The 19,655-nt window shown below is 63.5% G+C and carries 20 protein-coding genes; 17 read left to right on the top strand and 3 right to left on the bottom strand.

The genetic code is table 11. The features are described 5' to 3' along the window. Positions 1-2: 2 nt before the first annotated feature. Genes EFB14_RS06285 through EFB14_RS06275 form a run of 3 tightly spaced genes read left to right on the top strand, consistent with a single transcriptional unit; the run spans position 3 to position 2,121 of the window. Positions 3-635, top strand: coding sequence for a precorrin-8X methylmutase (locus EFB14_RS06285; RefSeq protein ID WP_126823677.1), 633 nt, complete (start codon positions 3-5; stop codon positions 633-635). Beyond that, complete coding sequence (locus EFB14_RS06280; RefSeq protein WP_126823675.1) at positions 632-1,360, top strand: precorrin-2 C(20)-methyltransferase; 729 nt, start codon at positions 632-634, stop codon at positions 1,358-1,360. The genes EFB14_RS06285 and EFB14_RS06280 overlap by 4 nt, the downstream gene beginning before the upstream one ends. Continuing rightward, complete coding sequence (locus EFB14_RS06275; RefSeq protein ID WP_126823673.1) at positions 1,357-2,121, top strand: precorrin-3B C(17)-methyltransferase; 765 nt, start codon at positions 1,357-1,359, stop codon at positions 2,119-2,121. The genes EFB14_RS06280 and EFB14_RS06275 overlap by 4 nt, the downstream gene beginning before the upstream one ends. Here EFB14_RS06275 and EFB14_RS06270 read toward each other — a convergent pair. Continuing rightward, positions 2,085-2,855 (bottom strand): cobalt-precorrin-6A reductase, encoded by a 771-nt coding sequence (locus tag EFB14_RS06270; protein WP_126823671.1) that lies wholly within the window; start codon positions 2,853-2,855, stop codon positions 2,085-2,087. The genes EFB14_RS06275 and EFB14_RS06270 overlap by 37 nt on opposite strands. On the opposite strand from EFB14_RS06270, the gene cbiE reads away from it, so the two are divergent. Continuing rightward, entirely contained in the window at positions 2,854-4,086 is a 1,233-nt protein-coding gene (gene cbiE / locus EFB14_RS06265; RefSeq protein WP_126823669.1) for a precorrin-6y C5,15-methyltransferase (decarboxylating) subunit CbiE, read from the top strand. The genes EFB14_RS06270 and cbiE overlap by 2 nt on opposite strands. A 4-nt stretch (positions 4,087-4,090) precedes the next feature. Further along, the gene (gene cobM, locus EFB14_RS06260; protein WP_126823667.1) at positions 4,091-4,849 is read left to right on the top strand and encodes a precorrin-4 C(11)-methyltransferase; all 759 of its coding nucleotides are present in this window, start codon (positions 4,091-4,093) and stop codon (positions 4,847-4,849) included. A gap of 69 nt (positions 4,850-4,918) precedes the next feature. Here the strand turns inward: cobM and EFB14_RS06255 are convergent, their stop codons facing one another. Beyond that, positions 4,919-5,731, bottom strand: coding sequence for a TIM barrel protein (locus EFB14_RS06255; protein WP_126823665.1), 813 nt, complete (start codon positions 5,729-5,731; stop codon positions 4,919-4,921). 161 nt (positions 5,732-5,892) lie between these two features. Then, positions 5,893-6,921 carry a LacI family DNA-binding transcriptional regulator gene (locus tag EFB14_RS06250; protein ID WP_126823663.1) on the bottom strand — a complete coding sequence of 343 codons (1,029 nt, stop codon included), beginning with the start codon at positions 6,919-6,921 and terminating at the stop codon, positions 5,893-5,895. A gap of 134 nt (positions 6,922-7,055) precedes the next feature. On the opposite strand from EFB14_RS06250, the gene EFB14_RS06245 reads away from it, so the two are divergent. The 12 genes from EFB14_RS06245 to EFB14_RS06195 all read left to right on the top strand — a co-directional run bounded on the left by EFB14_RS06245 (position 7,056) and on the right by EFB14_RS06195 (position 19,619). Next, entirely contained in the window at positions 7,056-8,144 is a 1,089-nt protein-coding gene (locus EFB14_RS06245; protein ID WP_126823661.1) for a fatty acid desaturase family protein, read from the top strand. Positions 8,145-8,165: 21 nt separating this feature from the next. After that, a complete protein-coding gene (locus EFB14_RS06240; RefSeq protein WP_126823660.1) occupies positions 8,166-8,480 on the top strand; it encodes a MocE family 2Fe-2S type ferredoxin in 315 nt (104 codons plus the stop codon). Between the two features lie 12 nt (positions 8,481-8,492). Next, positions 8,493-9,719 carry an NAD(P)/FAD-dependent oxidoreductase gene (locus EFB14_RS06235; RefSeq protein WP_126823658.1) on the top strand — a complete coding sequence of 409 codons (1,227 nt, stop codon included), beginning with the start codon at positions 8,493-8,495 and terminating at the stop codon, positions 9,717-9,719. A gap of 31 nt (positions 9,720-9,750) precedes the next feature. Further along, the gene (locus EFB14_RS06230; RefSeq protein ID WP_126823656.1) at positions 9,751-10,557 is read left to right on the top strand and encodes a 3-methyl-2-oxobutanoate hydroxymethyltransferase; all 807 of its coding nucleotides are present in this window, start codon (positions 9,751-9,753) and stop codon (positions 10,555-10,557) included. A 130-nt stretch (positions 10,558-10,687) separates the two neighbouring features. After that, entirely contained in the window at positions 10,688-11,584 is an 897-nt protein-coding gene (locus EFB14_RS06225; protein ID WP_126823654.1) for an NUDIX hydrolase, read from the top strand. A 69-nt stretch (positions 11,585-11,653) separates the two neighbouring features. Beyond that, positions 11,654-12,625, top strand: a complete 972-nt coding sequence (gene nadA / locus EFB14_RS06220; protein WP_126823652.1) for a quinolinate synthase NadA — start codon at positions 11,654-11,656, stop codon at positions 12,623-12,625. Beyond that, positions 12,622-14,163, top strand: coding sequence for an L-aspartate oxidase (locus EFB14_RS06215; protein ID WP_126823650.1), 1,542 nt, complete (start codon positions 12,622-12,624; stop codon positions 14,161-14,163). Before nadA ends, EFB14_RS06215 begins: the two co-directional genes overlap by 4 nt. Further along, positions 14,141-15,058 (top strand): carboxylating nicotinate-nucleotide diphosphorylase, encoded by a 918-nt coding sequence (gene nadC / locus EFB14_RS06210; protein ID WP_126823648.1) that lies wholly within the window; start codon positions 14,141-14,143, stop codon positions 15,056-15,058. The genes EFB14_RS06215 and nadC overlap by 23 nt, the downstream gene beginning before the upstream one ends. A 338-nt stretch (positions 15,059-15,396) precedes the next feature. Then, positions 15,397-17,349: a BTAD domain-containing putative transcriptional regulator gene (locus EFB14_RS06205; RefSeq protein WP_126823646.1), complete on the top strand. Its 1,953-nt coding sequence runs from the start codon at positions 15,397-15,399 to the stop codon at positions 17,347-17,349. Positions 17,350-17,456: 107 nt separating this feature from the next. Then, positions 17,457-17,600, top strand: a complete 144-nt coding sequence (locus EFB14_RS32810) for a hypothetical protein (RefSeq protein WP_164737489.1) — start codon at positions 17,457-17,459, stop codon at positions 17,598-17,600. 13 nt (positions 17,601-17,613) lie between these two features. Then, positions 17,614-18,876, top strand: coding sequence for a YcaO-like family protein (locus tag EFB14_RS06200; RefSeq protein ID WP_126823644.1), 1,263 nt, complete (start codon positions 17,614-17,616; stop codon positions 18,874-18,876). Then, positions 18,873-19,619 (top strand): TfuA-like protein, encoded by a 747-nt coding sequence (locus EFB14_RS06195; RefSeq protein ID WP_126823642.1) that lies wholly within the window; start codon positions 18,873-18,875, stop codon positions 19,617-19,619. The genes EFB14_RS06200 and EFB14_RS06195 overlap by 4 nt, the downstream gene beginning before the upstream one ends. Positions 19,620-19,655 lie beyond the last annotated feature (36 nt).

The raw sequence follows: 19,655 nt of genomic DNA, 5'->3' as shown, positions 1-19,655 counted from the left end.
GAATGCCAGACTACGATTATATCCGCAGCGGCGACGCCATCTACGAGCGTTCCTTTGCGATCATCCGCGCCGAGGCCGATCTTTCGCGCTTTACCGAAGATCAAGCCGAAATCGCCGTGCGCATGATCCATGCCTGCGGGCTGGTCGAGGCGGCGGAGCATTTCCTGTTCTCGGCCGATTTCGTCGGTGCGGCGCGTGATGCACTGAAGAGCGGCGCACCGATCTTCTGTGACGCGGAGATGGTATCCCAGGGTGTGACCCGGGCGCGGCTGCCGGCACTGAACGAGGTGATCTGCACGTTGCGCGATCCCGCCACACCCGAACTGGCGCGTGAGACCGGCAACACGCGCTCGGCAGCCGCCATGCATCTCTGGCTCGACCGGCTCGGCGGAAGCGTTGTCGCGATCGGCAATGCACCGACGGCGCTCTTCCATCTCCTCGAACTGCTGCGCGACGGCGCCCCGAAACCGGCGGCGATCCTCGGCATGCCTGTCGGCTTCGTCGGCGCGGCGGAATCAAAGGATGCATTGGCGGAGAATTCCTATGGCGTACCCTTTGCCGTCGTGCGCGGCCGGCTCGGCGGCAGCGCCATGACGGCTGCGGCCATCAATGCACTGGCGAGGCCAGGCCTATGACGACCGGTCGTCTCATCGGCGTTGGCACGGGTCCCGGCGACCCGGAGCTGCTGACCCTAAAAGCCGTGCGCGCCGTCGAAGGCGCTGACGTGATCGCTTATTTCGCCAAGCAGGGCAGGGGCGGCAATGGCAAGGCAATCGTCGAACCGCTGCTGAGGTCTGGGGTGACGCTACTGCCGCTTTACTATCCCGTGACGACAGAGATCGACAAGAATGACGAACGCTACCAGAGCCTGATCACCCAATTCTATGATCACTCCGCCAAGTCTGTCGCCGGACATCTCGATGCCGGATTGACCGTCGCCGTTCTCAGCGAAGGCGATCCGCTCTTCTATGGCTCCTACATGCACCTGCATGTCAGACTTTCCCATCGCTACCCCACCGAAGTGATCCCCGGCATCAGCGCCATGTCGGGCTGCTGGTCGCTGGCGGGCATGCCGATCGTCCAAGGCGACGACGTGCTTTCCGTACTGCCCGGTACGATGGCCGAGACCGAGCTGACGCGCCGTCTTGCCGATACGCAAGCCGCCGTCATCATGAAGGTCGGCCGCAACCTGCCGAAGATCCGCCGGGCGCTGGCGGCAGCCGGCCGGCTTGCGGAAGCCGTCTATGTCGAGCGCGGCACCATGGCGAATGCGGCAATGGAAAAACTTGCCGACAGGAGCGATGGCGATGCGCCGTATTTTTCGCTGGTGCTGGTGCCGGGCTGGGAGAACAAGCGATGAGCGGCAGGCTTTTCGTGATCGGCACCGGTCCCGGCAATCCGGAGCAGATGACGCCGGAAGCCCTGGCGGCCGTCGATGCGGCGACGGATTTCTTCGGTTACGGCCCTTATCTCGACAGGCTGCAACTCCGCCACGATCAGCTGCGGCACGCCTCGGACAATCGCGAAGAGCTCGGTAGGGCAGGGGCAGCCCTTGCCATGGCGGCTGACGGCGCCAAGGTCTGCGTTGTCTCCGGCGGCGATCCCGGCATCTTTGCCATGGCGGCTGCCGTCTGCGAGGCGATCGAGAACGGCCCTGCAGCGTGGCGCTCGGTCGATCTCACCATCTTGCCCGGCATCACTGCAATGCTGGCTGTAGCGGCAAGAGCAGGCGCCCCGCTTGGCCACGATTTCTGCACCATATCGCTGTCTGACAATCTAAAGCCTTGGAATATAATCGAAAAACGCCTCGAACTGGCTGCAAAGGCAGGCTTCGTGATTGCGCTTTACAATCCCATCAGCCGGGCGCGACCATGGCAGCTCGGCGAGGCCTTCAAGCTGTTGCGCGACCATCTGCCGGCTGCAACGCCAGTTATTTTCGGGCGTGCGGCGGGAAGGCCCGACGAGCGCATCGCAGTGCAGCCTCTGTCGCAAGCGGATGCATCGATTGCCGATATGGCAACCTGCATCATCATCGGCTCAGCCGAAACGCGGATCGTCGCACGGCCCGGCAAGCTTGATTTGGTCTACACGCCACGGTTCATGGCAGGGGGAAACAGGTGATCGATCACCGCCAGTGCCGCCTCAGCTGTCTCGACCGCCGTGACGATGGGTGCCGGTGCGCGCACGACCATCATCACCTCGATACCGAGCAGGCGGGCGGCCTCGATTTTCGCATAGGTAGCGGCGCCACCACTGTTCTTGGCAATGATGACGTCGATGTGGTGCTGCTTCAGCAATTCGCATTCGCCCTCCAGCGAGAACGGACCCCGATCGAGGATGTATTCGACATTCGCAAGCGCAAGCGCCGGTTCGACGGGATCGACGCTGCGGATGAGATAGTGATGTTGCAGCGTCGCTTCCGCATGATGCGCGCCCTGTCGGCCGATCGCCAGAAAGACATGGCGGGGGGAGGGGCCGAGCGCTTCGATGGCAGCCGGAATGCTTTGCACCTCTTGCCAGCGATCGCCGGCCACGCGTTGCCATTCGGGACGGCGCAGAGCGATCGCTGTGATACCGGTGGTCTCCGCGGCAAAGGCGGCATTGGCCGAAATTCGCTCGGCGAAGGGATGCGTGGCGTCGATCAGCAATCCATAGCCGCCGGTTTTCAGGAAATCGGCCAGCGCCGAAGCACCGCCGAAACCCCCAACGCGAACCGGAACAGGCTGTGCGGCCGGTTTTTCAGTGCGTCCAGCGAGCGACAGCAGAACATCGCAATCACCCCGCGCCGCAAGCGCCTCGGCCAGCAGGCGCGCCTCGCCGGTGCCGCCGAGGATCAGGATGCGAGGTCTTACCATGTCTGATGTTTCTCCTGCATCCGGCCAGCGCTGGCTGACTATTATCGGCATCGGCGAAGATGGTCCAGAAGGGCTGGGCGAGGAGGCGAAGAGGCTGATTACATCAGCACCCGCCGTCTTCGGCGGAGCGCGGCATCATGCGCTCGCCGCGTCGCTGATATCAGGCGAGAGGCTTTCCTGGCAAAGCCCGTTCGAGCGCTCGGTCGATGCCGTTCTCGAGAGGCGCGGCACGCCGGTTGTCGTCCTCGCCTCCGGCGATCCCTTCCTTTACGGTGTCGGGGCAACGCTCTCCCGCCATGTGGCGGCGGAGGAGATCCGCACCATTCCCGCGCCCTCGGCCTTCAGCCTTGCCGCATCCCGCCTCGGCTGGCCGCTGCAGGAGGTCGCGACGATCTCGCTGCATGGACGGCCGATTAACCTCGTCCGACCGCATCTGCACCCCGGCCGGCGGATCATTGCACTGACCTCGGACGAAAAGGGGCCTGGGGATCTGGCTGCCCTGCTTGCCGGCGCTGGCTTCGGTCAGTCAGAGCTTACCGTGCTCGAGGCGCTCGGCGGTGCTCGGGAACGGCGGAGAAGTGCTCTAGCGGCGAATTTCGATCTTGGGGATATCGATCCCCTGAACGTCTGTGCAATCGATATCACGGCAGGGGAGGGGGCTCGTATTCAGACGTTCACCGCCGGCCTCGAAGACGACTTGTTCGAGCATGACGGGCAGATTACCAAACGCGAAATCCGGGCGATGACGCTTTCGGCGCTTGCGCCGCGCCACGGGGAACTGCTCTGGGATATCGGCGCGGGCGCGGGCTCGATCGGCATCGAATGGATGTTGGCCGATCCCAGCCTGAAGACAATCGCCATCGAACAGTCGCCGGAACGGACCGCGCGGATTGCTCGCAATGCATCCGCCTTCGGCGTGCCGCATCTCGCCATCGTCGAGGGTTCAGCGCCCGATGTACTGAAAGGCCTGCCGGAACCGGATGTGATCTTCCTCGGTGGCGGCGGCAGCGAAGCGGGTGTTATCGACGCTGCGATTGCCGCGCTGAAGCGGGGAGGGCGGCTCGTTGCCAACGCCGTGACACTGGAGATGGAAGCAATGCTGCTCGGCGAACATGCAAAACGCGGCGGCTTCCTCACGCGGATCGAAATATCGCGCGCACAACCCGTCGGCGGCATGAGCGGCTGGCGGCCGGCCATGCCCGTGACGCAGTGGCGCTGGACGAAAGGATAACGAGATGACTGTGCATTTCATCGGCGCAGGGCCAGGTGCTGCGGATCTGATCACCGTGCGCGGCCGCGATCTCATCGCCCAATGCCCGGTCTGTCTCTACGCCGGCTCGATCGTCTCGCCCGAACTGCTGCAATATTGCCCGCCGGGCGCGCGCATCGTCGATACCGCATCGATGTCGCTTGACGAGATAGAGGCGGAATATCTGAACGCCGCTGCAGCCGGCCAGGATGTCGCGCGGCTGCATTCCGGCGATCTCTCCGTCTGGAGTGCCGTGGCCGAGCAGGTCCGCCGTCTTCAGAAACACGGCATCGCCTATACGATGACGCCGGGCGTTCCGGCCTTTGCTGCTGCTGCCTCAGCCCTCGGGCGCGAGCTGACGATCCCCGCGGTAGCACAGAGCCTGGTTCTGACCCGCGTTTCCGGCCGCGCGTCACCGATGCCGAACGACGAGACGCTCGCCAAATTCGGTGCGACGGGGGCCACGCTGGCAATCCATCTGGCGATCCATGCGCTGAAGCAGGTGGTCGAGGAACTGACGCCCCTTTACGGCGCTGACTGCCCCGTCGCGATCGTCGTCAAGGCCTCCTGGCCGGACGAGCGCGTCCTGCGCGCCACGCTTGCCGATATCGAGGCAAAGGTTGCGGCCGAGCCGATCGAACGCACGGCAATCATCTTCGTCGGCCCTTCGCTCGCTGCGGAGGATTTCCGCGAGAGCTCGCTCTATGATCCGGCCTATCAGCGGCGGTTCAGAGGCCGGGAATAACTTCCGATGATTGGCCGCCGCGGGCGGCCAATCATCGCGACAATCGCTAAGCGGCGCTCCGCCCGGTTCTCAAACCCGCGCTGACAGGTAATCCATGCTGGTACGAAGCGCACCGGCAGGGTCCTTGACCGCATGCACTTCCGCTGCAAAGGGTTCGAAGGAGAACGGACCCTGATAGCCCGCCTGCAGCAACGCCCTGATCTGTCCAGCATTGTCGAGCCGGTCGTCGCCGTCCACGAGCACGCGATGGGAATCGCGCATATCGGCAACGGAGACGGAAGGATCGCTGACGCCGGAGATGTGCACGAGGCCGGCCAGCTCAGGGAAGGTCGCGGCTTCGCCGGCAAGGTGATGGTGGAAGGTGTCGTGAACGAGCTTGAAGGTCGATTGCGCGCCGAGCTCCCTGATTGCCTCGGCCGCCTCGGTCTTCGAGCGCAGCGAGCAGATTTCGAAACCGAGAGGCTCGACGAGACCGATAATGCCGGCTTCATCCAGCATTGGCTTCAGTGCCGACAGGGCTTGGCGCAGATTAGCCTGCCGTTCGCCATCGGCGCGGCCGGTGCCATCGTTCTTCGGAACGAGGACGAGCGCCTTGGCGCCAGATGCGCTGGCATAGTCGATCAGTTCCTGCGCTTCTCGTGCGCGGGTTTCATTCCATTCGTTGAAACGCTGCAAGGCGTTGATCGAAATGATCGTCAGGCCGTGACGGGATGCGGCGTCCTTGATCGTTTCCGGCTTGGTGCCGTCGACAATCGCATTACCGGAAAGATCGTTGCGGATCTCGACGGCGTCGATGCCGAGCGACTTTGCCAGTTTGAAGAAATCATCGATAGTAAGCGACGGGGCGGCCATATGGTTGAGCGCAAAGCGGATCGAAGTCATGACGGAAATATCCTCCTCGTCTCCGCGCCACGGCGGAGCGGTTCCTCGTGAATGGGCAAGCGAATCTCTATCCGAATTCGCCCGGCAAACCATCCGTCATCGCCGGCGCCTGCTTTCATTGCTGAGAGAATTTCAATCGAGATGATGGAATTCTATCATTCTCAGATGTTCTCGGAGATATAGATATCGAATGGCAGGAAGGACTGACCGGGAACGGCAGCCTCACCATGCTCGATCGCACCGACCATCAGCGATAAAAGCTCCTTGCAGAGAGCGGGCAGCGGAGTGGCGACCACCATGGTGACGATATCGTCGGCAAGGCCGGCCTTGCTCTCCGGCGTCAGCTCGTTGACCACGAGCACGATCCGACCGGCGACACCCTCTTCGCGGAAGGCGGAAATCGCCCCCTCCATGCCGCCGCCGCAGACATAGAGGCCAACGAGATCGGAATGTTTCTGCAGAAGCGTCAGCGTCGCCTCGTGGGTGATTTCGGCAGTCTCGAGGTTGATCAGCGTATCGACGACATCGAATTCCGGGGCATTCTCGCGAAAATAGGAGCGGAAGCCGATCTCCCGCAGCTCATGGCCGTGGAAGCGGTGGCTGCCGACGAAACACGCGACCTTGCCGGGCTTTTTCGCCGTCCGCGCAATCGTCCATGCGGCGGTGCGTCCGGCCTTGCGGTTGTTGACGCCGACATAGGCGTCGCGCACCCCTGTGGCGAGATCGGAGAGCAGCGAGAAGACCGGGATGCTGCGCTCCTTCAGCTCCTCGACCGCGGTCGTCACCGCCGGATAATCAGGACCGACGACAGCGACGGCCTGGTTGCGGGCGCCGAGTGCCTTGATCTTTTCGTTGATGGCGGCAGGCGTCGTCGCCGAGGGGTACTCGATCTGGATCTGGAGACGGGCGGTGGTGACCGCGCGCGCCGCCGCTTCGATTTCGCGAGCGAAGGTCTGGTAGAAGGATTGGGTCGGTTTCTGCAGTAAAAAGGCAAGCCGGTATTGCGGCAGATCCTCAAAGACCCGCTGCCTGATGAGGCCGACGGCATGATAGCCGATCGCCTGCGCCGCATCATAGACCCGTCGCGCCGTCTCCTCCCGCACGCGATGGCGAGCATTGAGAACGCGGTCGACGGTGGCGACGCTGACGCCGGAGGCACGGGCGAGATCGGATATGGTGGGGCGGCGCATGGACGTTCCTGATGGATTCAGTCATTGATGCAAGCCATTCATGATGGCTTTTGATAGATTATATCAAGCCTGCATTGAGCGCCTTTCAAAGTCAACCTATCCTCCTCGGCAATAGGCATAGCGGGAGGCGGATGATGGCGATCCAGACAAAGAAACGTGACTACGACCTGCTCGGCGAAAGCGGTCGCACCGCCGTCGAGACGGGGCTGGCGGCAGCCGAATGGTATCATACCGACATTCCGCGCAAGGAGATGAAGGCACTGATGCAGCGCTCCGATGCGCCGGCGATCCGGGACACGATCATCTGGCTCGGCAGCATGGCGGTGCTCGCCGGGCTCGGCATCTATTTCTGGGGCTCTTGGATCGCGATACCCTTCTTCCTCGCCTATGGCGTGCTCTACGGCTCAGCCTCCGACAGCCGCTGGCACGAATGCGGTCACGGCACCGCCTTCAAGACGCGCTGGTTGAACGATGTCGTCTACCAGATCGCCTGCTTCATGATCATGCGCAATCCGGTGACCTGGCGCTGGAGCCATGCCCGCCACCACACCGATACCGTCATCGTCGGCCGTGATCCCGAGATCGCCGTCATGCGGCCGCCGGATCTCTTCCGCCTGATCCTCAATTTCTTCGGCATCCTCGACGCCTGGCATGCGGTCATCGACATGCTGCGCAATGCCTTCGGCGGCGTCAGCGCGGCGGAAAAGACCTTCATTCCCGAGATGGAGCAGCCGAAGGCGATCCGTTTCGCCCGCATCTGGCTGGCGATCTATGTCGCGACGATTGCCACGGCGATCGCCATGGGCTCGATCCTGCCGCTGGTGCTGATCGGCCTGCCGCGCCTCTACGGCGCCTGGCACCATGTGCTGACCGGACTGCTGCAGCACGGCGGCCTTGCCGACAACGTCATCGACCACCGGCTGAACAGCCGCACCGTCTACATGAACCCGATCAGCCGCTTCATCTACTGGAACATGAACTACCACGTCGAACATCACATGTTTCCGATGGTGCCCTACCACGCGCTGCCCCAGTTGCACGAGATGATCAAGCATGACCTGCCGGCACCGAACCCGTCGATCTGGTCGGGCTATCGCGAGATGATTCCGGCCTTCCTGCGCCAGCTGCGCAACGAGGATTATTTCCTGAAGCGCGAGCTGCCGGCAACCGCGCGGCCTTATCGCGAGGAATTCCACAACGAACTGGCCCCGGCGGCACAATAATCACGATCAAGGGAGGACAAGATGAGCGGCAATTGGATTGAGGTTTGCGGCAAGGACGAAATCGACGAAGAGGATGTCATCCGCTTCGATCATGACGGGCGCACCTTCGCTGTCTATCGCAGCCCTGACGACGAATTCTTCGCCACCGACGGGCTCTGCACACATGAACATATCCACCTCGCCGACGGGCTTGTCATGGATGAGATCATCGAATGTCCGAAGCATAATGGCCGCTTCAACTACAAGACAGGCGAAGCCAAGGGTGCACCGGTCTGCGTCAATCTCAAGACCTATCCTGTGAAGGTCGAAGGCGACACCGTCTTCATCTCGGTCTGAAGGAGGCGGACGGTGGTTCATTTCGTCATCCTGGGTGCGGGCGAATGCGGTGCGCGCGCTGCTTTCGCCCTGCGCGAAAAAGGCTTTGCCAGCGAGATAACGCTTGTTGGAGCCGAACCCCTTCCGCCTTATGAGCGGCCACCTCTTTCGAAGGCCGGTCCCACCGATGCCGGCGATCCGAAATTCATCGCCGCGTTCGAAAAATATGCCGACAGCGGCATCCGGCTGCTGACCGGCCTGGAGGCGAGGGATCTCGATACCGTATCCAGGGCCATCACGCTTTCGGACGGTACCGTGCTCTCCTACGACAAGCTCCTGCTCGCAACGGGCGCAGCCGCGCGTTCGTTCCCTGGCGCTCCTTTGGGAAGCCCGCGTATTCGCGCGCTGAGAACGCATGACGATGCGGCGGCGCTGCGCGATGCCATGAAGCCGGGACGGCATATCGCCATCATCGGCGGCGGCTTTATCGGGCTGGAACTTGCGGCAACAGCTCGGCAGCTCGGCGCCGACGTCACCGTCATCGAGGGGCTGGAACGCGTATTGAAGCGCGGCGTGCCGGAGGCGATCGCCCATCTGCTCACGGAGCGTCATCGCGCCGAGGGCGTCGATATCCGGTGCGGAGTCTCCATCGAAGCGCTGACCGAGGAAAACGACAAAGCCCGGATCCGATTGTCGAGCGAAGAGGTCATAGAAGCCGATCTTGCCCTCGTCGGCATCGGCGCGCGGCCGAATGTCGAGATCGCCGAAAGGGCAGGGCTGACGATCGACAATGGCATTGCCGTCGACGCCTATCTGCAGACCTCCGCACCTGATGTCTTTGCCGCCGGCGACTGCTGCTCCTTTCCGCTGTCGATCTATGGCGGCCGCCGGGTGCGGCTCGAATCCTGGCGCAATGCTCAGGAACAGGGCACATTGGCCGCGGCCAATATGCTCGGCCTCGAGGAAGCCGCTTCATCAGTGCCGTGGTTCTGGTCCGATCAATACGACATGACGCTGCAGATATCAGGCCTTGCCGAAGGCGCCGTCACCCATCTGCGCCGTGATCTCGGCGCAGGCGCCTTCATTCTCTTCCATCTCGATGCAGACGGGCGTTTGATCGCCGCAAGCGGTATCGGTCCGGGCAATGCCGTGGCGCGCGACATCAGGCTCGCCGAAATGCTGATCGCGGCGCGCGCCCACCCAGACCCGGCCGCGCTGGCAGCCAGCGATATCAAACTGAAATCCCTGTTGGCCGCCTGAGCCACCCTCTATTTTTCAAAGGAATTTGACGATGAAGAAACATAAACGCGCGACGGTCGCCGATCTGCTTGCGGAAAAAGGCAAGCGCCAGCTCACCATGTTGCGCGTCACCACGCTGGAGGAGGCCGAAGCCGCCGAAAAAGCGGGGATCGACATGGTTTCCGTGCCGCCCTCGCTGCTTGGGCCGGTCTTTCGCGAGGTCGCCCCCACGCCTTTCGCCATTCCAGGGCTCGAATATGGCGACCATGTCTCGGCGGAAGACTATCTCCGCGCCGCCTTCGCGGCCTTGAAGGCGGGTGGCGATGCGGTCTATTGCGCCGCAAGCCTGCAGACGATCCGGCGCCTGCGGGACGAAGGCATTCCCGTCTGCGGTCATCTCGGGCTGATCCCTTCGAAGGCGACCTGGACGGGCGGCTTCCGCGCCGTCGGCAAGACGGCGGCGAGTTCGGCAGAGATCTGGCGCCAGACCAAGGCGCTGGAAGAGGCCGGCGCCTTCGCCGCCGAAATCGAAGTCGTGCCGGGAGAGGTCGCCGCCGCCATCAGCGCCAGCACCTCCATGCTGATGATCTCCATGGGAGCAGGCAGCGGCTGCGACGCCCAATATCTCTTCGCCGACGACGTGCTCGGTGCCAATCGCGACCACTATCCCCGCCATGCCAAGGTCTATCGCAACTTCGCCGCCGAACACGACCGGCTGCAGCGCGAGCGCATCGCCGCCTTTACGGAATTCGCCGACGACGTCAGAAGCGGCGCCTATCCGGAAAAGCGCCATCTCGTTGGCATCGATGAAGCGGAACTGAAAATTTTTCTGGACCAGTTGAAGACAGGCAATCGCTAAGCACAACCGCGTTCCGTGCCTGGATGATGTGGGAAGCGCCGCCAAGGCGCTTCTCCTCCATTGGCTTCGGCCATAGCCTGTGCCAGGAATGATCCGTTCGATTCATTCGGAACGGAGTATTCAGTCCCCTGTGACGATCGGCTTTGCGCATGCGGAATTGATTGCTGTGCTCGTCGCGGTGACGGGGGACGAGCCGCGCGTCATGACCATCCGCTCCGGCGACGCGCTGCCTTCAGGCCCCTTCGAGATGGGGCACCGCACCCTGCAATCCGGCCTGCGCGAATGGGTGCAGGAGCAGACGGCACACCCTGTCGGCTATCTCGAACAGCTCTATACCTTCGCCGATCGCGACCGGAACAACGACATCCCGGGCGGACGGACGATCTCGATCAGCTATCTCGGTCTCGTCAACGAGCAGTCGGGCGCCGGACGGCCGGGATGGCACGGCTGGTACGAATATTTCCCCTGGGAAGACCATCGGCACGGACGGCCGGCGGTGCTCGATGAGATCATGGGGCGCCTGAAGATCTGGGCCGATGCCGATCCGGCCAGACGCGACCATCGCCATCGCCGGGCGGATTTCACCTTCGGCCTCGACGGCGGCGGCTGGAACGAGGATCTGGCGTTGCAGCGCTATGAACTGCTTTACGAAGCAAGGCTCGTGGCGGAAGCCGGATGCGGGGCTGACGCTAATCTCGGCCGCGCGATGTTTGCCGATCACCGCCGCATTCTCGCGACCGGGATCGCCCGGCTGCGCGCCAAGATCAAATACCGCCCTGTCGTCTTCGAACTGATGCCTGACAGTTTCACACTGCTGAGGCTCCAGCGCACCATCGAGGCGCTCGCCGGGCTGACGCTGCACAAGCAGAACTTCCGCCGCCTCATCGAACAGCAGGAACTGGTCGAGGAAACCGGCGAGACGGAAAGCGAAACCGGCGGCCGGCCGGCCAAGCTTTTCCGCTTCCGCCACACGGTGCTCGAGGAACGGGCGCTGGCCGGAACGAAATTACCGCTCTCCCGCAATTGACATATGCTCACCGTGAGAATATCTCTTTGCCTATGATATGCTCAAAGAGAGCATAATTAGGAGCCGGTCATGAATCACCCTGTTTCCGCATCCTCGCTCTACGATCGCGTCAGCCGCGTCATTCCCAAAGCCGAATGGATGACGTTCGAAAACGACGTCGACGCGATCCTCGAGCTCAAGCGCCGCCGTAACGCCGTCATCCTCGCGCATAACTATCAGACGCCGGAGATCTTCCACGGCGTGGCCGATATCGTCGGCGACAGCCTGGCGCTCGCCCGCAAGGCGATCGAGGTCGATGCCGATATCATCGTGCTTGCCGGCGTGCATTTCATGGCCGAGACCGCCAAGCTCCTGAACCCAGAGAAAACCGTGCTGATCCCCGATCTCGGTGCCGGCTGTTCCCTAGCGGATTCGATCACGCCCGAGGATATCGCGCTGCTGCGCCATGCCCATCCCGGCGTGCCCATCGTCACCTATGTCAACACCTCGGCCGCGGTGAAGGCCGCCTCCGACATCTGCTGCACCTCGGGCAATGCAAGACAAGTGGTGGAATCGCTCGGCGTACCGAAGGTGCTGATGATCCCGGACGAATATCTGGCGCGCAACGTCGCCCGCGAGACGGATGTCGAGATCATCGCGTGGCACGGGCATTGCGAAGTGCATGAACTCTTCACCGCCGAGGATGTGCGCCAGCTGCGTGAAAACCATCCCGGCGTGACGGTGCTCGCACATCCTGAATGCCCGCCCGACGTGGTGGCGGAAGCCGATTTCGCCGGCTCGACCGCCGTGATGTCGGATTATGTCGGCAGGCAGAAGCCGGCGCGCGTCGTGCTGCTCACCGAATGCTCGATGAGCGACAATGTCGCCGTGCACCATCCCGACGTGGAGTTCATTCGCCCCTGCAATCTTTGCCCGCATATGAAGCGGATCACGCTCAGCAATATCCGTGCAGCACTGGAGGAAAACCGTCACGAAGTCACCGTCGATCCGGCGATTGCAGTGGCCGCGCGCCGTGCTGTCGAGAGGATGCTGGCGATATGACCGAGATCATCGAGCACCTTGCCGGGCGCACGGTCATCGTTGGCAGCGGGCTTGCGGGCTTGATGACCGCGCTGACGCTGGCGCCAGAACCCTCCGTCCTCGTCACCCGCGCATCCCTCGGTACCGAGACGTCAAGCGCCTGGGCACAGGGCGGCATTGCCGCCAGCATGGGCGCGGATGACAGCGCCGAACTACATCTTGCCGATACGCTTGCCGCCGGCGACGGCCTCTGCGATCCCGCGGTCGCCGGCGGCATTATTGCCGGGGCGCCGGCAGCGATTGCCGCGCTGGAACAAGCCGGCGTGCGCTTCGACAGGAATGCCGAGGGCGAGCTTTCGCTCGGGCTGGAGGCCGCGCATTGCCGCCGCCGCATCGTCCATGCCGAAGGCGACGGCTCCGGAGCGGCGATCATCGCCGCGCTGGTGCGGGCGGTGATGCAAACGCCTGCGATCACGGTGCTCGAGGGCTTCGAGGCTCGGCGGATATTGATGGACGGCGAGCGTGTGGCGGGCCTGCTCTGCGCCACCGCGAAAGGCGCCGCCATCCTGCCGACCTCCAAGGTGGTGCTCGCCACCGGCGGCATCGGCGGGCTTTATGACGCAACCACCAATCCGATGGGTAATTTCGGCCAGGGGATCGCGCTTGCGGCAAGAGCAGGCGCCGCGCTCGCCGATATGGAATTCGTCCAGTTCCACCCGACCGCGCTCGACTCGCGCCGCAGGCCACTGGCGCTCGTCAGCGAGGCGGTGCGCGGGGAGGGGGCCTTGCTCGTCAACGAACAAGGCGAACGTTTCATGGCCCGCACATCAGGCGCAGAGCTGGCGCCGCGCGATGTCGTCGCGCGCGCGATCAGCGCCGAAATCGCCCGCGGCGGCAGGGTCTTTCTCGATGCCCGCAATGCACTCGGCAGCCGGTTTGCCGCGCGCTTTCCCGTCATCGCAGCCCTTTGCGGCGAGGCCGGCATCGATCCGGCCAATGACCTTATTCCGGTGCGCCCGGCCGTTCACTATCACATGGGCGGCGTTGCAACGGATGCAAACGGCCGCAGCTCGGTTTCCGGTCTCTGGGTCGCCGGAGAGGCGGCTTCAACCGGCCTGCATGGCGCCAACCGGCTCGCCAGCAATTCGCTGCTGGAGGCTGTTGTCATGGGCATCCGGGTAGCACACGACATATCTGGCATGCCCGCAAGTGCCGCAGGCACCATCTTCGCCGAGAAACTGCCGGTGGCCGCCGATGCGTCGCTTATCCGGCCGATCGTCTCGCGCCATGTCGGCGTGCTGCGCAATGCCGGCGCCATTCAGGGAGCGATTGCAGCACTTCTGCCGCTTGCCGAAGGCAATGGCCCGGCCGCCGATCCAGCCACTGTCGCGTTGCTGATCGCCGTCTTCGCCAGCCTGCGGATGGAATCGCGCGGCGCCCATGCCCGCACCGATTTTCCGCTGAAGCTCGCCGACGCCAACCGGCGCCGCATGTGCCTTTTCGACGTTCTGGAGATCGCCCGCGCGACCCCGCCCTATGCCCTTGCAAGGAGTGCCTGAGATGAGCCTCGTTCCCCTTCCGCGCCTGATCGTCGAGCCGCTGGTGCGGACAGCCCTGCTCGAAGATCTCGGTCTTGCCGGCGATATCACCTCGGCATCGGTCATCCCCCAAGATCATCGCTCGACCGTGGTGATGGCCGCTCGCCAGCCGGGCGTCATCGCCGGCCTCGATGCTGCCGAACTCGCCTTCACCCTCGTCGATCCCGAGATCGTCATGCGGCGAAATCTCCGGGATGGCGACGCGGTCAAACCGGGCGACGTCATCGCCACCATCGAAGGCCCGTCGCGTGGCCTGCTGAGCGGTGAGCGCACCGCGCTGAATTTCCTCGGCCACCTCTCAGGCATTGCAACCGTCACGGCCGAGATTGCCGCCGCCATTCAGGACAGCAAGGCCTCCGTCGCCTGCACGCGCAAGACGACGCCGGGGCTGAGAGCGCTGGAGAAATATGCGGTGCGGGCGGGCGGCGGCATGAACCACCGTTTCGCGCTCTATGACGCGGTGCTGATCAAGGACAATCACGTCGCCATCGCCGGCGGCGTCACCGAGGCGATCCGCCGGGCGCGAGCCGGCGTCGGCCATATGGTGAAGATAGAGGTCGAGGTCGATACGCTCGATCAACTGCGTGAAGCGATGGAGACCGGCGTCGATGCCGTTCTGCTCGACAACATGACGCCGGATCAGCTGCGCGAAGCCGTCGCCATCGTCGACGGGCAGGCAATCACCGAGGCATCGGGCCGCGTCACGCCGGCAACGGCCGCAGCCATCGCGGCTTCCGGCGTCGATCTCATTTCTGTCGGCTGGCTGACACATAGCGCGCCGGTGCTCGATATCGGGCTCGATTTCGTCAAAGCGGCGACGGACGCGGTTCCGAGACGGATTGCGCAGGTACTCTGATCACTCTTCGCCGGACGAGGGTGCAATCCTCAGGCTTCACGGCAATCCTCCCGGCTGGCACTCTATCGACGGCCAGTAACTTAACGTCTCTATATGAACGATGACGTCCGCCTGGGGACCGCGGTGAGATAAATAGCGTGCCGAAATGGCACGCATTCGCATTCGACGGAAAGTGTCGGCAAAGCATTTCCTCGCAAGGCAGCTTGAGAATATGCAAATATTAGATGAAAATTCTTCTTTTTAAAGCAAAGCGGCTATGCGTAGCGGCATTATAGCTCTAACATGCTTTTGACCGCAGGTGCGTTCGCGCGCCTTGGCTTTCAGGGGTGAGAACCGAGATGCAACGGACATCCGGGCAAACGTCGACGAACAGGCTATGCCTGCTCGGAAGACCGCGATTGCTGGCAGCGGGGAGGGAACTTCCCTTGCCAGAGAAGTCGTATTTTCTCCTCGCCATGCTCGCCGCCGAAGCCAATCTCGAACTTGACCGCGAAACCATCAGGCGGCAGCTCTGGCAATCCGAATTGCCGGAAAAGCGGGCGGGCAGCCTGCGCCAGCTGCTCGCGCGCATCGAGCAGAGCATCCCAGCCGATCTTCCACCGCTGCTTGCCGCAACGCGAACCCATATCGGGCTTGCGGACGGCTGGGAGGTCGACGTCCATATTCTGAAACAGAAGGGGCCGCTTGCCCCTGGGGACAGCGAAATCCTCAACGGCGAGTTGCTCGAAGGCGCCAAATCGCCGACGCAGGGCGCCGAGGACTGGCTGACCTACGAACGCCAGCGTGTCGACGAACTGCGCTCTACCCACCTCACCCGGCTGGTCGAGGCCGCCGACGACAGATCTGACGAAGAGCAGGTCGCGCTTGCCAGGCGCCTCCTGGAACTCGACTCCGCCAGCGAGACGGCGTACCGCGCCTTGATGCGCCTCCACGTCGGGATGAACGATCCTGCGGCGGCGCGTCAGGCCTATCTCAAGTGCAAGAGCCAGCTGAAAGACGATTTCGATACCGAGCCGGAGGAGAGCACTACGGCGCTCGCTCGCGAGCTCGGCCTGATACCCCCAGCGCAGGCCGCCGCACCGGAGCGCCCGGCAGCGCCCGGCATGTTCGTCGATCCGGTCGGCCAACCGCGCATCATCATCCTGCCGCCGGAAAGCATCTTCACCGATCCGCTGATGGAGCGCGTCGGCAGGGCGCTTCTCGAAGACGTCACCATCGGCCTCAGCCAGCAGCGCGGCTTCAAGGTGATCGCCGCGCATACGAGCCTTGAGATCCTCAGCCGTGCGGTCGATCCTACGCGCGCCTTGCCCGGCCCGCTCGACCTCAGCTTCGACTACGCTGTTTACGTCAGCATCCAGGGCCGCGACGAGGATGTCTATGCCACTTGCCGCCTAACGCGGACGACGACATCGGAAGTGATCTGGGCCATCGAGCTGCCGCTCGTCATGCAGAAGATCAGCGAATCCTTCGCGCATCTGACGCGGAGGATCGTCTCTTCGCTTGCCGACACGATCGAGCGCCATGAACTGGCGATGCCGATCGGCGAGGCGCCGGCATCCGCTTACCGTCTCTACCTGGAAGGCAAGCGGCTGATCGCCCAGACCGACCTGCAGCATCTGCGCCAGGCTCGCAAATGGTTCAAATCCTCGCTCAACCGTTATGAACACTTCTCGGCCGCCCATGCCGGCGTCTCACGCGCGCTCGGCATGGAATGGCTGATCCGCGGCATGCAGGACACGGAACTGCTCGACGAGGCGAACAGTGCCGCCCGCCTCGCGCAGCAGTCCGACCCGAACAGCGGCCGGGCCTATCGCGAGCTCGGCTTCGTGGCGCTTTATCGTCGCCGGTTCGACGAAAGCCTGGAGCATTTCCAGCAGGCCCAGGATCTCAATCCCAACGACGCCGACATTCTTGCCGATTTCGCCGACGCGCTTTCTCATGACGGCGATTTCGATCGGGCGCTGGAACTCAGCCGCGCGGCCTTCAAGCTCAATCCGCTGCCGCCCGACTATTATTACTGGAACCTCGGCGGCATTCACTTCATGCGCGAAGAGTATGGAAAAGCGATCGAGGCGCTGGAACCGGTAAAGACGAAGCAGGCGACCGCCCGCCTGCTCGCCGCCTCGCATGCCATGGCGGGAGATACCGGCAAGGCTGGGAACTACGCCCGGGTGGTGCTGGAAAACTTCCCGGATTTCCGCAGCGAGGATATCCGCCATTTCGTTCCCGATCGCGATCCCGCCTATACGGAACCGTTGATAAAAGGCCTGCAACTTGCTGGTCTTCCCTAATTGCATGGCCTTTTAACGAAGCCTGTAACGCTTAAATGACGCAGGCAATGTTTCCCTCCGATGGTTAACGGCAGCAAGGCGCTGCCAGCACCAATCGGAGATGGACCATGAAGACGAATGCTGAAACCACCGCAGTTCAGACACAGTCGCTGCGCTTCTCTGCAGCTGCCAGGGCAGCCCTGAAACAGGACGAACTCAACGTTTCCGCCAATGCACTCGAGAGCCTGACGCATGCGCTAAGGTTCCGCTGAGGACCATATCAGCATGTCCGCTTTCACCGACCTTGAAACGCTTGCCGGTGACCTGGAACGATCATCGGCCGGTGTCAGCGACTATCACGACCGCGCGGTCACACCGGCCCAGACGCTCGCGGCGATCAGGCCGCACCTGCGCGAATTCGGCATCACGCGCGTCGGTCTCCTGACCGCGCTCGATGTCCTGAACATTCCCGTCGCCTTCGCGACGCGGCCGAACAGCCATACGCTCTCGGTCTTCCAGGGCAAGGGCATCGACAACGACGCCGCCATGACCTCAGCGGCCATGGAGGCCATCGAGACGCGGATCGCGGAAATTCCGCCGGCCGACCTGACGCAGGCGACGGTCGAGAGCATGCGGGCGGAGCGTGCCGCCATGATCGACCTCGACAATGTCGCCCGCTGCGCGCCCGACGAGATCGGCAGTCACCCCATTCCCTGGTGCTCCGGCCTCGATATCCTTTCGGGCAGCAGCGTTTTCGTGCCGTGGTGGCTAGTCGGCCTCGACCATCGCGGCGAAAGGCCGCCGGGCTTCGAGCAGTCGAGCGACGGGCTTGCCTCCGGCAACACGCCCGCAGAAGCGGTCCTTCACGGACTTTGCGAACTGGTGGAGCGCGACGCCTGGGCTCTGACCCAGCTCAAATCGCCGGAACGCCTGAAGGAGAGCCGCATCGACCCGGCCTCCTTCGGCGATGCGGTCATCGACATCATGACCGACCGGATCGCACGCGCCGGCATGCGGCTGCTGCTGCTCGACATGACGACCGATATCGGCGTTCCCGCCTTCCTGGCCGTCATCATGCCGGGCAATCTTTCCGACCGTGTCGATGCACGCTGGTCGCATGTCTGCGGCGGCTGCGGCTGCCATCCCGATCCCGTGCGCGCCGCGCTGCGCGCCATCACCGAAGCGGCGCAGAGCCGGCTGACCGCGATCGCCGGCAGCCGTGACGATTTCTCGCCCCGGATCTATCAAAGACTCGACCGCAGTGCAGCCATGCAGGAAGTGGTCGAACTCTGCGAGGGCGATGGCCGGATGCGCGCGTTCCAGACCCGTGATCGCCGCCCGGCAACGATCCAGGATACCATCCGCCATATCGCCGGCCGGCTGACGGCGACCGGCATCGAGCAGATCGTCGTCGTGCCATTTGCGCACCGGACCCTGCCGGTCTCGGTCGTCAGGGTGATCGTGCCCGGCCTGGAGGTCGATATTTCAGGCCAGTACATCCAGCTCGGGATGCGTGCGGTCAACACGTTGAGAGGAGCCCAATCATGAAGGTGATGTTCGTCGGTCCGAGCCTTGGCATCGATCTCGCCGCGGCAAGAGCGATGTCTCCCCGCATCGATTTCCGGCCGCCGGCCGCCTGCGGCGACATCCTGAAAGCGGTTGAAGATGGCGCGACCGCGATCGGCCTCGTCGACGGTTATTTCGGCGATCTGCCTTCGGTCTGGCACAAGGAAATCCTCTATGCCCTCGAACGCGACGTCGCGGTTGCCGGCGGCGCCAGCATGGGGGCGTTGCGGGCGGCCGAATGCGCTCCCTTCGGCATGGTCGGCCTCGGCGCGATCTTCGAGGATTACGAGGCCGGCCGGCTGATCGACGACGAGGCCGTCGCGCTGGTGCATGCGCCGCAGGAGCTCGGCTGGCTGCCGCTTTCCGTCCCCTGGGTCGATTTCGAGCCGACGATCGAAGCGCTTCACGCCCATGGCGAGATTTCGCCCGGCGAACGCAAGAAACTGCTGCTTGCCGGCCGTTTCCTGCATTTTTCGGAGCGAACCTATGCGAAGGTGGTCGACGAGTGCCACTTCGCCCGCAAACCACGCCGCGACCATATCCTCGCAGCCATCCGCAAGTACCGCGTCGAGCGTAAGCGCAACGACGCGCGGCTGGTGCTGGAGTGGCTACGCCGCGACGAATTCCTCCCCGTCAACCGTGACTGGCGCTTCGCCGCCACCTCCCACTGGGAGCTTCTGCACGCCGAAGTCACGCGCAGCGTGACTCCTGTAACGGTAGAATAACGGTCGCAGCGGAAAGATGCACTGATGATGGAATCG

Origin of the sequence: Rhizobium fabae (assembly GCF_003985135.1) — a bacterium.
GTDB classification, from domain to species: Bacteria; Pseudomonadota; Alphaproteobacteria; order Rhizobiales; family Rhizobiaceae; genus Rhizobium; species Rhizobium pisi.
The sequence above is the reverse complement of the archived record's forward strand: the minus strand, read 5'-3'. Positions and strand labels throughout refer to the sequence as shown.

Excerpts from the sequence above, each read along its gene's own strand:
- EFB14_RS06285 (WP_126823677.1), top strand. The coding sequence starts at position 3 with ATGCCAGACTACGATTATATCCGCAGCGGCGACGCCATCTACGAGCGT.
- EFB14_RS06280 (WP_126823675.1), top strand. The coding sequence starts at position 632 with ATGACGACCGGTCGTCTCATCGGCGTTGGCACGGGTCCCGGCGACCCG.
- EFB14_RS06275 (WP_126823673.1), top strand. The coding sequence starts at position 1,357 with ATGAGCGGCAGGCTTTTCGTGATCGGCACCGGTCCCGGCAATCCGGAG.
- cbiE (WP_126823669.1), top strand. The coding sequence starts at position 2,854 with ATGTCTGATGTTTCTCCTGCATCCGGCCAGCGCTGGCTGACTATTATC.
- EFB14_RS06270 (WP_126823671.1), bottom strand. The coding sequence starts at position 2,855 with ATGGTAAGACCTCGCATCCTGATCCTCGGCGGCACCGGCGAGGCGCGC.
- cobM (WP_126823667.1), top strand. The coding sequence starts at position 4,091 with ATGACTGTGCATTTCATCGGCGCAGGGCCAGGTGCTGCGGATCTGATC.
- EFB14_RS06255 (WP_126823665.1), bottom strand. The coding sequence starts at position 5,731 with ATGACTTCGATCCGCTTTGCGCTCAACCATATGGCCGCCCCGTCGCTT.
- EFB14_RS06250 (WP_126823663.1), bottom strand. The coding sequence starts at position 6,921 with ATGCGCCGCCCCACCATATCCGATCTCGCCCGTGCCTCCGGCGTCAGC.
- EFB14_RS06245 (WP_126823661.1), top strand. The coding sequence starts at position 7,056 with ATGGCGATCCAGACAAAGAAACGTGACTACGACCTGCTCGGCGAAAGC.
- EFB14_RS06240 (WP_126823660.1), top strand. The coding sequence starts at position 8,166 with ATGAGCGGCAATTGGATTGAGGTTTGCGGCAAGGACGAAATCGACGAA.
- EFB14_RS06230 (WP_126823656.1), top strand. The coding sequence starts at position 9,751 with ATGAAGAAACATAAACGCGCGACGGTCGCCGATCTGCTTGCGGAAAAA.
- nadA (WP_126823652.1), top strand. The coding sequence starts at position 11,654 with ATGAATCACCCTGTTTCCGCATCCTCGCTCTACGATCGCGTCAGCCGC.
- EFB14_RS06215 (WP_126823650.1), top strand. The coding sequence starts at position 12,622 with ATGACCGAGATCATCGAGCACCTTGCCGGGCGCACGGTCATCGTTGGC.
- nadC (WP_126823648.1), top strand. The coding sequence starts at position 14,141 with ATGCCCTTGCAAGGAGTGCCTGAGATGAGCCTCGTTCCCCTTCCGCGC.
- EFB14_RS06205 (WP_126823646.1), top strand. The coding sequence starts at position 15,397 with ATGCAACGGACATCCGGGCAAACGTCGACGAACAGGCTATGCCTGCTC.
- EFB14_RS32810 (WP_164737489.1), top strand. The coding sequence starts at position 17,457 with ATGAAGACGAATGCTGAAACCACCGCAGTTCAGACACAGTCGCTGCGC.
- EFB14_RS06200 (WP_126823644.1), top strand. The coding sequence starts at position 17,614 with ATGTCCGCTTTCACCGACCTTGAAACGCTTGCCGGTGACCTGGAACGA.
- EFB14_RS06195 (WP_126823642.1), top strand. The coding sequence starts at position 18,873 with ATGAAGGTGATGTTCGTCGGTCCGAGCCTTGGCATCGATCTCGCCGCG.